The sequence below is a fragment of the Chitinophaga sp. genome (genome assembly GCF_036569125.1).
Taxonomy (GTDB): Bacteria; Bacteroidota; Bacteroidia; order Chitinophagales; family Chitinophagaceae; genus Chitinophaga.
Genome location: NZ_DATCRF010000848.1, coordinates 1 through 12352 on the forward strand (window position 1 = coordinate 1; position 12352 = coordinate 12352).

Below are 12352 nucleotides of genomic sequence, written 5' to 3' on the forward strand. Positions count from 1 at the left end.
TGCGGATTGCTGGGCAGATCGCCCTGCATGCCGAAGTCGCCGGTGCTTTTCACAATGCCCCTGCCGAATACTTCCTGCCATTGCTGGTTCACAAAAACCCTTGCTGTGAGCGGGTTCCGCTTGTCGAACAACCAGGCGGCCAGGCCAAGGCGGTTAGCCGGGTATTGCTTTACATCAAAGGGCAGCACGGCATGCGGTGTTTCGGGCTGTACTTCCAGCGTAGGGTTATCATAGTTACCACGGCCAAGGATATACGTTTTCCGCGTGGTATCCTTCTCGCCCATCACCGATACGATCAGCTTATTGGTATCCTGCTTGTTAATGAAATTGAGCACGCCTTTGAGATCTTCTTTGGTGATCTCCATATAGGGCGTTTTGGCATAGGTTTCAGGCCCACCTACCGTTGATTGCAGCCCCACTTCCTTCACATTATTAAAGAAAGCAAAGAGCTCATAATATTCTTTTTGTGAGAAAGGATCATACTTGTGATCGTGGCAGTGCGCGCATTCAATGGTGATACCCAGCATGCTTTTGCCGAATGTGTTGGTACGGTCCGTCACATATTCGATGCGGTATTCTTCATCAATTACCCCGCCTTCTTCGGTGATCTTATGGTTGCGGTTAAAGCCGGAGGCCAGCAATTGTTCGCGGGTGGCGCCGGGGAGCATATCTCCTGCCAGCTGCCAGGTTATAAAATCCCTGTAGGAAAGGTTTTCATTGAATGCATGGATCACCCAATCACGCCAGGGCCACATGGAGCGGTAGTTGTCGTCCTGGTAGCCGTGTGAATCTGCATACCGGGCTACATCCATCCAGTGTACTGCCATTTTCTCGCCATAGGCGCTGTCGGCCAGCAGCTCGTCTACCATACGCTCATAACCTGCCTCGCTGGTATCTTTGGCAAAACGTTCCATTCTTTCAGGTGAGGGCGGCAGGCCGGTAAGATCCAGGCAAAGGCGTTTCAGCAGTCTTTCGTGATCTGCTGCAGGATTGGGTTCCAGCCCATGCTGCTCCATGCGGGCCAGTACAAAATAATCTATTTCGTTGCGCGCCCAATTCTCCTTGTCTACTTTGGGTAAAGCAGGTTTCAGCGGTGCTACAAATGCCCAGTGAGGCTTATATTTTGCACCTTGTTTGATCCACTTCTCGATCAGCTTTACTTCATAACTGCTCAGCGCCATGTTGGTGGATGGAGGCGGCATACGCATGGAAGAATCTGTACTGCTGATCCGCTGGTATACTACAGAAGCCAGCGGATCGCCCGGCACTAAGGCATGTGCGCCGGGAGTTTCGCGCAGCGCTTTATAAGCGCTGTCGGCAATATCGAGCCGAAGGCCGGCTTCGCGTTTATTGGCATCAGGACCATGACAGGCAAAACATTTATCTGATAAAATGGGCCGTATATCAAAATTGTAGTCTACAAGTTCCGGTAATTTTCCAGGCTGGTTTTCGGGTGCATCGCTATTATTGCATGCATACAAAAATGCAAGAGAACAGATGACGAGTCTGACATAACGGTGGAACATAATTTCGGCAATTAATTGAAACAGTCTTGGTACAGGCGAATGATCCGGCAATTGATTATTATACGTGATCCTGTTGTTATAGTAAAGATCGGCTATAATCAGGCATGACTTTGATAGTATTTTATCCCATAATAATAGTTTATTCTCATTATGTATATACATACACACATAATGAGAACAACTACTATTGCACTGTAAAAAACGGCTTATGAAGAAGTTAGCAGTACGCCGGTTGGGGTAAGTATTTTGGGGTTACAGTTACAGGGATGGAATCTTAATCGTGATAAGATGATCTACCGTGCAGTGTCCTCAACAGGGTCCGGAGCTGCGGGGTGCTGCGGATCATAAACGGCTACTCCTACCCTGGAATCGGCGCAGCCGTAATAGAGGTACCATTTATGTTTAAACCAGGCCATGCCCTCAATAAACACCGTTCCGCTTGAATACTGACCGCGTTTTTCGAAAGCTTCGCGGGGCCTGAAAAATGGCACATCCAGCCGTGCAATTAATTTGGTTGGTTCGGTTTTGTCGAACAGCATCTGACCGGCACTGTATGTTCCTGCGGCAAAACGTTTATCGCCTTTGGCAGCATCGTTCCGGCCATTGTATAACAGGATGATGCCTTTATCTGTCAGCAAAGCAGGAGGGCCGCATTCGGTCATATCACTGTCGAAATAGCCTTTTCGCGGAGAGGCCAGGATCAGCAATTCACCTTTATCATCCACTAAAGGACGCCAGTCAGTGAGGTTGGTAGAGGTGGCGGCATACACATGCCGTTCGCCCCAATACATGAAATACTGACCGTTCACTTTGGCAATAACCTGCTTATCGCCCTTAACCCGGGTAAGGATGGATGCTGATTTAGTGGCGATGTTGAAAAACTTTCCATTATATGCGTCCTGAAAAAGAGGCCCGTGCTTTGTCCAATGCACCAGGTCTTTTGAGGTGGCTGCTGCCAGGCGCGGCACCTTACGGTTCCATTGTGTATACAGCATTACATAAGTACCATCTTCCGACACGGCTATCCGCGGATCTTCGCAGCCACCGGGCCATTCAAATGCTTTCTGATCATCATCTGCCGGAAAAAGAACAGGTTCCTTTTTGCGTTTAAAATGCAGGCCATCCCGGCTTTCGGCATAGCCAAGGCGCGAGGTACGGGTACCGATCTTTATCCCGCTGTTATCTTCAGAGCGGTAAATGACCACTATTTTACCATCTTTAACCGCTGCCCCGGGGTTAAAGGTATCGTTGATCTCCCATTTAATTTTTGACCTGCTCATTGGATCCATGAATGAGGCAGTAGTGTCCGGCAAGATGATGGGATTCTCTCCCGCCGGTCTTAAAAAACCGCCCAAAGCCCAATCAGGCAGGGAGCTGGCAGACTGTGCGAAAGTTATTTGAGTGAGAAAAGATAACAGCAGGAGAACGCCGCTGAAGAATGCTTTATTCATAATAGAGTCTTAATGTATTTTGAACTAAATGCAACCAATATACGCGGATCTGTAAAATGATCCGCGTATATTCTGATCAATAACCGGGATTTTGCGGATACTTGTCGCCGGTAATGGTCCTGTCTATCTGGCTTTGTGGAATGGGTCTTAAAATGTGCTTGTCTTTAATATTCACGCCTGCATCGGGGTTGTGTAATTTCACACGTTCTATCAGCTTATTCGTTCTTACCAGGTCCAGCCAGCGGGTTTGTTCGCCGGCTAACTCGCGTGCCCGCTCATCCAGGATATAGTCCAGCGTAATATCAGCCGGTGTAACAGCCATGTTGGCGGCATTCCCGGTTGGATATGCTGCCCGCTCGCGTACCACATTAATATATTTAGCGGCACTGGCATTATCGCTCATATTAAAAGCTGCTTCTGCTGCCAGCAGATAGGTTTCGGCCAGACGGTAAGCGATCACCGGCCTTACCGACGGATCATTAATGCTGGCCCTTTTAGTATCCTGGTATTTGAGCATGGTTGGATATAACTGCAGGGTATACTTCCGCGGCGGCACAAGCAGGTAGCGTATGGACGAGATCTGGTCATCACTAACATCCACCCCGGGCATATAAATAGCCGTATCGCCCAATGCATATTTGGGAACGCCATTTACCTTAGGAATTTTATCGGCGGAGTTAGATAACCATACTGATTGAAATGTTTTGTAATACCGGGTGTCGTTTGTTTTATCGGCAAAACAGGTGTCGCTCATCCAGCGGGTTAGCTCAACCCGCGCAAACGGACGGCCATAGGCCATAGAGCGAACCAGGCCCGGGAAGTTCTCATACCCCATTACATAGTGAAAATTTAATTCGTTGCTATTGTTGTTATAGGTAAGGTTGGAAGTATGCTGTACGCTCCACAGCACCTCTTTGCTTGCCTCATTACCTTCCGTATACACCGATGCAAAATCCGGCAGCAGCCCAAGGCCTAAGCCGGCGCTATTATCGATCAGGCCTTTTGCAGTGTTATAGGCATTCTGAAAATCATCCGGTTGTTTGGCTGAAGAGTAGGCCCGGGTCAGGTATACTTTTGCCAGCAGGTGCGATGCGGCTGCAGCAGTAGCCTTGCCCGGCAATACGCCGTTTTGCACAGGACTGGGTGGTAATGCAGCAATGGCATCTTTCAAGTCCTGGATAATGAAGCTGTAAACATCGCCAATAGGCGCCCTGGTGGCGCTGGTGCTGGGTGCTGTAATAAAATGGGTGTTCAGCGTAACAGGCCCCCAGAAACGGACCAGCAGGAAATAATAATTTGCACGCAGGAATTTAGCTTCCGCAACTTTTTGCTTAACGGTGGCATCATCCAGGCCGGTAACGGTGGGCCCATTGTCAATGATACCGTTACAATCATTTATGTAGGTGTAGCAGGCATTCCAGATGCCGGATACCCAGCCGCTGCTGGCATCAAAGCTGCTTGAATAAATATTAAAATCATTGTTACCGCCCCCGCCGGATTTGAACTCATCGGTACCGGGCACGGTCATGGTCATAAAGTTTTCGGTTCCCCAGATATTCCGGTTACCGGCATACGCCGCATCCAGCCCTGATTGAAAGCCCTGCGCTGTATTAAAATACTGTGGGGTAAGCCCTGAATGCGGCTCTTCTATTAATTGCTTGTTACAGCTTAAACTTAAAAAAGTGATCGCTGCCAGTGGAATAGATTTATATATGCTGAATCTCATGGTAGTAGAAATTAAAATGTAACATTTAAACCAAACAGTATGGATTTAGTGGGTGGCGTATCTACACCCAGGGTGCCTGCCGATTCGGGATCAATACCATGGAACCGGTTATGCAATGGAGAGAATAAGATGATGGCATCATTGAAGCTGCTATAAACCCGCAGGGACTGTAAGTGCATTTTGCTGATGATATGAGGCGGCAGCGTATAGCCCAGGTTGATAGTTCTTATTTTAAGATAAGAGGCATCATAATAACCCAGCAGATCGCCATAGGTGGGCGAGCCTACGTTAAAGTTAGGCTTAGGGTAAGTGTTCTCATGATTAAAGGGCGTCCAGTAATTGATATCCAGGTTATTCATTTTCCCGTTCAACGCATTTACATTGCTGCCGGGTTGCAGCCAGTAAGCGATCTGCGTACCTCCTACGCGGTAAGTAGCCACCAGGGTAAGGTCAAGCCCACGATAGCTAAAGCGGTTGGTAAAACCACCATAAAACTTTGGCTGACGTGAGCCTACAATGGTGCGGTCGTTTGAGTTGATCACCCCATCGCCATTCAGGTCGGCTACTTTTATGGTACCGATCACCGAACCGGATCCTACCATCGTCAGGCCCAGCTTACGTGCCAGGGCAGAATCGGCCGGGGTATTTTGCCAGATGCCTAATCTTACATAGTTATACAGCGCATTAATAGGCGCTCCAACAAAGCGGTTATTGCCAATGTCCTGCGTTACGCCATTTTGCAGCGCAGTGATCTTATTGCGGTTAAAGGTGATGTTGAAATTGGTGGTCCAGCCAAAATCTTTGCGGTCAACCGCCCTGATATTGGTTGAGGCGATATTGATCTCCAGGCCTTTATTTTCTGTTTTACCCACATTGGCAAGGAACTGTGAGGTATAACCGGTTGTAATAGGCAGGTTTTGCGGAAGTATAAGATTGCTGGTGCGCTGCTGATAAGCATCAACAGAACCGCTGATGCGGTCGTTGAACAAGCTGAAGTCCAGGCCAAAGTTCAACGTTGCAGTATACTCCCAGCCCAGTTTTGGATTGGGAACATTATTGGGATAAGTGCCGGTGACGTTCGTTGAGCCGTAATTGTAATTGATGGATGCCAGCCCGCCCAGCGTTTGATAGGGGCTTACTGCAGCATTTCCTACCGAGCCGTAGCCGGCGCGCAATTTCAGGCCGGAGATCGCCCGGATGTTCTTCATGAAATCTTCCTGGGTGATATTCCAGCCTACGGCTGCGGACGGGAATAGATGATACTTATTCCCCGGCGCCAGCGTAGAGGAGCCGTCAGATCTCATGGTGAGGGTTAACAGGTATTTGCTCATGTAGTCGTAGTTAATGCGCCCCATGAATGATACGATGTTAAACTTGGAGTAACTGCCCGAGCCATTGAGATTGGCGCCCAAAGCCGGATTAAAATATTGAATATAATCTGCCAGGATATTGTTATAGCTAAAGCTGGTAGAGGCTTTATAATCATCCTGGAAGCTAAACAAACCGGTTGCTGTTACGTGGTGATCTTTGGCAAAAGTGTTTTCATACACCAGCAGATTTTCCAGCGTATAGTCGTGATAGTCATAGTTCGTGTTCTTGGCAGTGGAAGGGCCGCTCAGGTTCTGATAGGTGGCGCTGCCATAAAATTCGCCGTAGGTTTCCGGTGTAATTTCTATGCCCCCGTTAAAGCGGTATTTAAGGTGCGGCGTGATCTGTGCTTCCGCATAGATTGTTGTAAAGGTGTTATACCTGGACCGGTTTTGAACAACCGCACCCCGCACTAAGTTAGCCAGGGGATTATAGGTTAAGGAGCCGCCGCCGGGGAATGGAATGAGATTGCCTTTCTCGTCATAAGGTACGGTAAGCGGGCTGGAGGTAAGCGCCTGGGCCACGGGGTTAATGCTTTCCCCATTGATCTTACTTACGGTATTCAGCGAGCTTACGCCGATCCTGAAGATCTTGCCCAGCTGCTGGTCAATGCTTACTTTAACGGTATAACGCCTGAATGACTGGCCGGGAAACACGCCGGTTTCATTATAATAACCAGCGGAAACCGCATATTTTGTTGATTCGGTACCACCGGAAACACCCAGCTGATGGTTTGTTTTAAAGCCGTTCTTAAAGATCAGCTTTTGCCAGTCGGTGGCTGTGCCGTTCTTTATACCGGCTAATTCAGCGGGCAAAAAGGTGATACCATCTGTATAGAACTTAGGATCATCTATTCCATTATACGGATTAGGCGCGCCGATGACGTTCGGATTGTTTGCATTATAGTTACCCCATTTTTTGTAGGTTTCGTAAGCCTGGGTATCCATCACATCATAGTGGCCAAGTGGGCTTACCACGCCGGCATAGCTGCTGTAAGTGACCACAGGCGCGCCTGTTTTGCCCCGTTTGGTTGTAATAAGTATTACGCCGTTTGCGCCCCTTGAACCATAAATAGCGGTGGCAGATGCATCTTTTAATATTTGCACCGCCACTACATCATCCTGGTTAAGGTCATTAATGTAATTGCCGTTGTAGGGTATCCCATCTACAACATACAGCACATCGTTGGCTGCACCCAAAGAACGCTGCCCCCGGATGGAGATAGATGGCGTGGCGCCCGGATGGCTGTTGCCGCCGGCTTTTTGTATATCAATGCCCGGCGCCTGGCTTTGCAGCGCGCTTACCAGGTTACTTGCCGGTACGCTTTTGATGGCATCTTCATTTATAGATGCAATGGAGCCGGTTACATCCGCTTTCTTTTGTGAGCCATAACCCACCACGATCACCTCACTCAAAGCCGAGCGTTTTTCAGCTAAGGTTACATTGATCACTGTCTGATCATTTACCGCTACTTCCTGGCTGGTAAAGCCAAGGGAGCGGAATACCAGGATAGCAGATCTATCGGGCACCGAAATACTATACCTGCCATTCGCATCTGTAATGGCGCCGGTGGTGGCGCCTTTAACGGTTACGGATGCACCGGGAACCGGCTGGCCTTTATTGTCGTTCACCTGACCGGTTATTGTGATGGCGGGAACAGCCGGTGCTTCCCGTTCCGAAGCTCTGCGGCTGATGACCACATTATTCTGCGTGATCACATATACTACAGGCTGGTCTTTGAAGCACTGATCCAGCACTGCTTTTAATGATGCATTGGTGGTAGTTATTGAAACTTTCTTTGTATCTTCCAGCGCACTGGGATTGTATAAAAAGTTATAGCCGGTTTGCTGTCTTATCTGGGTAAATATTTCTTCGAGGGATGCGTTTTTAACGTTCAGATTAATGGATTGAGCGTACGTTGCCGCTCTTGCCTGCAAAACTGTTGCAAGCAATAGAATGATCGTAAGTTTCATAACCAGGAATATTTAAAGCGCACAGGATCCCCTCCTGCACAGCTATGCATTAGAAATTCACAAATAAAATGTTAGGTTTAATTACTGATTGGCGAGTTAATTTGGCATAATGGTTACCCTCCTTCCATCAATTTTAAATTTTAAGCTTTTGGTTAATTCAATTGTCTTTAACAGATCCTCCAGTTTTTCATAACGGGATACTGTTCCCCCCAGGCGCTGCTTCAGCACATCGCCCTGATAGCTGACATCTACATCATACCAGCGTGCAATAGTTCTCATAACGCTTTCGATGCCCTCATTTTTAAAGAGGAAATAGCCGTTCTTCCAGGCAATGGCATCGTTAGGATCTACCTGGTTAATGTTGAACTCTTTGTTACCCCCTAAAATTGCCTGCTGTCCAGGCTTAAGCAATACGTGGTTGTTGTTGGCAGAGAGCTTAACGGAGCCGTTGAGCAAAGTAGTTTGTATAGTTGGTTCATCGGCATAGGCATTCACATTAAAGCTTGTTCCCAGCACTTCCACCTCAGCTTCCCTGGCCTTTACCCTGAATGGCTGTGCTGCATTGGCTGCTACTTCAAAATAAGCTTCCCCGGCAATCTCCACAAGCCTTTCCGGACCCGTAAAAGCGGTGGGATAACGCAGCGTGGATGCCGCGTTTAACCACACCTGCGTACCATCCGGGAGTGTGATGCGGAACTGGCCGCCTCTTGGAGTGCTCAATATATTATACTGCACAGCGGCTGCGGTGCTCTGCGCATCATACTTTAGCTGGCCTCCCTGTTGACGGATAGCTGTTGCGCCCTGCCGGATCACCTGGCTGCCGGTGCTGTCCAAAGTTATTTTGGAACCATCAGCCAAGGTCAGGATGGCCTTGTTACTGCCGGGCATCACATTGGTGATAAGCGGTTGCGCCACCGGAGGTTTGGCCGGCTGCTGCAGCCATAAATAGGCGCCGGCCACCAGCGCAAGTATTGCGGCAGCTGCCGCCCATTGGTACCATCTCCGGGGCCGGAGGGTATAAGCAGGCGCCGTTTCCTGGTTAAGCCGCTGTTGGATCAATTGCCTGATGCCTTCATCCGGCGTGCCTTCATAGGCCCGCGCTACCAGCTCATCGTAGATCGTATCGTTCAGCAGCTGCACACACGCCGGGTCTTCCAGCGCAGCTGTCAGCCGCCGGTGTTCGTCCGGCGTGATCCTGTCATCCAGGTATTTTTCCAATAGCTCCTTGAATTCGTCGGTGTGCATATAGTATAAAGACGCGCAAGTGTGAAAAGAGGGTTGGTCTGTTTAAAAAAAAATCTGGAACAGCAGCCGCAGGGCATGCCGTATAAAGGTGCGCACCTGCGCCAGGGCCTTTACCATATGGCCTTTCACTGTTTCCCGGGAAATTCCCAGCCGTGCCGCAATCTCCTCATACTTTAAGCCCTCCTGCCGGCTCAGCTCAAAAACTGCCCGGCGCTGTGGCGGCATTTGGTCAACAACCGTTTGCACCAGCTCCTGCAGCTGTTTGGCGGTCAGCTGCTCATCGGCCGGGGCGCCGGATGCCGTTTGCAGCTGCTCCATACTGTCGGGGATGGGGATCAGCAGCTTTTTTCTAAATTCACTCAGGATCCTGTTCCTGGCCATTGTATATAAATAATGTTCCGGCCGTTCTATGTCTGAGAGGGAGCTGCGGTTCTTCCAGATGGTCAGAAATACTTCCTGTACCACATCCTGGGCCTTATGGGAGTCTTTCAGGTAAGCCATCGCCTGCCCATACAGGTTATTCCAATACCTATCCACCAGGCGGGTAAAGGCATCATGATCGCCGTTAGCGATCTGTTGGAAAAGATCTTTCTCTGTATGTAGGAAACTATCAGACAATATTGTGCAAGCTTTGACCCCGGGGCTAAAAATAGAAAAAATTTTTACCCATAAAAATACGGGCGGGGGGAAGGGACACCGGCTGGAGTAGTCGGATTCACCATCCACTATGCGCAATAATTTGTGTAAAAACATTACAAAGCTTTTCAAAAATGAGTGGCATTAAGCGCAGTAAACTGCGCTTTCCACAATAAAAACCGGAAAAGGATCTGCCAATTAGCAAAAAGCGAACTATAATGCGCTTTTAAGTGTATTTGATGAATTTTTATGTAATTTTAGGTACAAAAAGCGAAGTATAATGCGGAAAGAAGCTATTGAAATAGGGGAAAAACTTCGGGAACGGCGGCGGTTGCTTGGAATAAAACAACCGGAGCTGGCATTCTTATCCGGTGTAAGCTCCAGGACCATCCAGCAAGTAGAAAACGGCAGAGGAAATCCGTCACTGGAAACTTTATTCCAGCTTGCCGACCCATTGGGGCTACGCCTGGAACTGATCTTAAAAGAACCACAAAAACCGGCTGACCAATGAGAAGCGCCCAGGTATATTACAATGGCCGGTTAGCGGGACGCCTTTCTAAAGACAGAGGCGTTTACCGCTTCGAATATGATAAAGATTACCTGTCCTTAGCGGACGGCGGTCCGGTTAGTTTAACGTTACCGATGCGCACAGCCCCCTATGAAAGTGAGATTCTATTCCCTGCCTTTGTGAACCTGCTGAGTGAAGGCGCTAACAAGGCCATACAGACCCGGTTATTGAAAATAGACGAAAATGATTACTTCGGGCTTTTGCTGGCAACGGCTGGCGGAGATAGAATTGGCCCATTAACTATAAAAGAAGAAAATGCCCCTGCCAGAGATTAATGTATGTCCATCAACACTGCGCCCGGGTTTTAACACATATAGCCCTGCGGCCCAGGCAAACCTGTTCGGTAGCCGTAACAGGAAAGTATCTCATGTTCTGCCATTCGGTCCGCCTGGTAAAAATTCTGCACTGACAAGGGAATATAATGAGAAGCGCAAACACATTAGCATTAGCGGGGTACAGGAAAAATACAGCCTGCGACAGGAAAAAAATTCCCTGCTGCTTACAGATACCCACGGCACACATATCTTAAAACCCGTTCCTGCTGAACGTTTAGAGTGGGTGAATGACCTGCCTGCAAATGAGCATGTCAGTATGCAGATCGCCAGGCAAGTATACGGTATCAGAATTGCAGAATGTGGCATGATCTTCTTTGATAACGGCTCCCCTGCTTACCTGACCAAACGTTTTGACCACAAACCTGACGGATCAGGAAAATACCAGTTAGAGGATTTTGCTACGCTAATGGGAAAATCCCCGGAGCGGGAAAGAGAGAACTTTAAATACAATGCTTCCTACCTGGATATAGTAACACTCATAAGAGAGTACGCAGCAGCAGCCCCTGTGGTAGTGATGGAGTTCTTTCGTCTGCTGGTATATAATTATTTTATTGCAAATGGCGATGCTCATTTAAAAAACTTCTCCCTGATCGAAACCAATCAGGGAGACTTTGTTTTGTCCCCGGCCTATGACCTGATCTGCACAAGGCTGCATCTTGATGATCACCACCTAGCCCTTCATGATGGCCTCTATGATGGGGACTATGAGGAGGAAACCTACTATAAAATGGGCATGTACACAGGCACCTCTTTTCTGGTATTTGCACAAAAAGCAGCCATTCCTGAAAAGGTGGCCAGTCAGGTAATAAAGGATATTGTCAGCAGGGCGCCACAGGCTATTGAATTGGCAGAACGCAGCTTCCTGAGTGCTGAGGCAAAAGAAAGATACATTCAGATCCTTACACAGCGCCGGCAGTTATTAAGCCAGTGATAACAAGGTCAATAAATGCGGTGTAACGGATAAATAAATTTTACTTACTTATCAGGTTCTTGTACACTACGGCATTCAACAGATCCTGCCGTTTGGGCTTTGCAATAGGCAGGTTGCTTCCATTGATGCTAACCTCTCCTCCTGAAATTTTATGGATATGTGATATATTGATAAGATAGGACCGGTGGATCCTGAAAAAATGATCCTTCGGCAATATTTCTTCAAGTGAAGCCATGGTTTGATGAATGGTCAGCACCTTATCTTTGAAATATAATTTTACATAATTCTGCATTCCCTCCGCATAAAGAATATCCTCCCACTCAATCCGCAGGAACGCATCTCCCTGCCTGATATACATATCAGATTTTGTTCCCTCATGCCCATCTCTCATTATCAGCTGCGAACGAAACAGCGTTTGCGCCTTGGATACCGCCTGGAAGAAACGTTGAAAAGCGATGGGCTTCAGCAGATAATCCACCACATGAAGCCTGAATCCTTCAATGGCGTATTCGGAATAGGCGGTTGTTATAATTGTTAACGGCGGTTTGTCCAGTGCTTCTAAAAACTCCAATCCTGTAAGGTGCGGCATATTA

General features: G+C 48.2%; 10 protein-coding genes. 3 read left to right on the forward strand and 7 right to left on the reverse strand.

Going from position 1 to position 12352, the window contains the following annotated elements; genetic code table 11:
• The 6 genes from VIM87_RS31315 to VIM87_RS31340 all read right to left on the reverse strand — a co-directional run.
• A partial coding sequence (locus VIM87_RS31315) for a DUF1549 domain-containing protein (protein ID WP_332000800.1) occupies positions 1–1526 on the reverse strand: 1526 nt, incomplete at its 3' end.
• Between the two features lie 293 nt (positions 1527–1819).
• On the reverse strand, positions 1820–2977 hold the full coding sequence (locus VIM87_RS31320; RefSeq protein WP_332000801.1) for a glycoside hydrolase family 130 protein: 1158 nt from the start codon (positions 2975–2977) through the stop codon (positions 1820–1822).
• 76 nt (positions 2978–3053) lie between these two features.
• Entirely contained in the window at positions 3054–4703 is a 1650-nt protein-coding gene (locus tag VIM87_RS31325; protein WP_332000802.1) for a RagB/SusD family nutrient uptake outer membrane protein, read from the reverse strand.
• Between the two features lie 11 nt (positions 4704–4714).
• Complete coding sequence (locus VIM87_RS31330; RefSeq protein ID WP_332000803.1) at positions 4715–8044, reverse strand: TonB-dependent receptor; 3330 nt, start codon at positions 8042–8044, stop codon at positions 4715–4717.
• Between the two features lie 96 nt (positions 8045–8140).
• On the reverse strand, positions 8141–9289 hold the full coding sequence (locus tag VIM87_RS31335; protein WP_332000804.1) for a FecR domain-containing protein: 1149 nt from the start codon (positions 9287–9289) through the stop codon (positions 8141–8143).
• A gap of 42 nt (positions 9290–9331) precedes the next feature.
• Entirely contained in the window at positions 9332–9907 is a 576-nt protein-coding gene (locus VIM87_RS31340) for an RNA polymerase sigma-70 factor (RefSeq protein WP_332000805.1), read from the reverse strand.
• 298 nt (positions 9908–10205) lie between these two features.
• Between VIM87_RS31340 and VIM87_RS31345 the strand changes: the two genes are divergently transcribed.
• The 3 genes from VIM87_RS31345 to VIM87_RS31355 are packed head-to-tail and all read left to right on the forward strand — an operon-like array spanning position 10206 to position 11759.
• Positions 10206–10436 (forward strand): helix-turn-helix transcriptional regulator, encoded by a 231-nt coding sequence (locus tag VIM87_RS31345; protein WP_332000806.1) that lies wholly within the window; start codon positions 10206–10208, stop codon positions 10434–10436.
• Positions 10433–10768, forward strand: a complete 336-nt coding sequence (locus VIM87_RS31350) for a HipA N-terminal domain-containing protein (protein ID WP_332000807.1) — start codon at positions 10433–10435, stop codon at positions 10766–10768. Before VIM87_RS31345 ends, VIM87_RS31350 begins: the two co-directional genes overlap by 4 nt.
• Positions 10749–11759 carry a HipA domain-containing protein gene (locus VIM87_RS31355; RefSeq protein WP_332000808.1) on the forward strand — a complete coding sequence of 337 codons (1011 nt, stop codon included), beginning with the start codon at positions 10749–10751 and terminating at the stop codon, positions 11757–11759. Before VIM87_RS31350 ends, VIM87_RS31355 begins: the two co-directional genes overlap by 20 nt.
• 40 nt (positions 11760–11799) lie before the next feature.
• Here the strand turns inward: VIM87_RS31355 and VIM87_RS31360 are convergent.
• Positions 11800–12352: LytTR family DNA-binding domain-containing protein (locus VIM87_RS31360; RefSeq protein ID WP_332000809.1), on the reverse strand; the 553-nt coding region annotated here is incomplete at its 5' end.

Excerpts from the sequence above, each read along its gene's own strand:
- VIM87_RS31350 (WP_332000807.1), top strand. The coding sequence starts at position 10,433 with ATGAGAAGCGCCCAGGTATATTACAATGGCCGGTTAGCGGGACGCCTT.
- VIM87_RS31325 (WP_332000802.1), bottom strand. The coding sequence starts at position 4,703 with ATGAGATTCAGCATATATAAATCTATTCCACTGGCAGCGATCACTTTT.
- VIM87_RS31330 (WP_332000803.1), bottom strand. The coding sequence starts at position 8,044 with ATGAAACTTACGATCATTCTATTGCTTGCAACAGTTTTGCAGGCAAGA.
- VIM87_RS31320 (WP_332000801.1), bottom strand. The coding sequence starts at position 2,977 with ATGAATAAAGCATTCTTCAGCGGCGTTCTCCTGCTGTTATCTTTTCTC.
- VIM87_RS31345 (WP_332000806.1), top strand. The coding sequence starts at position 10,206 with ATGCGGAAAGAAGCTATTGAAATAGGGGAAAAACTTCGGGAACGGCGG.
- VIM87_RS31355 (WP_332000808.1), top strand. The coding sequence starts at position 10,749 with ATGCCCCTGCCAGAGATTAATGTATGTCCATCAACACTGCGCCCGGGT.
- VIM87_RS31335 (WP_332000804.1), bottom strand. The coding sequence starts at position 9,289 with ATGCACACCGACGAATTCAAGGAGCTATTGGAAAAATACCTGGATGAC.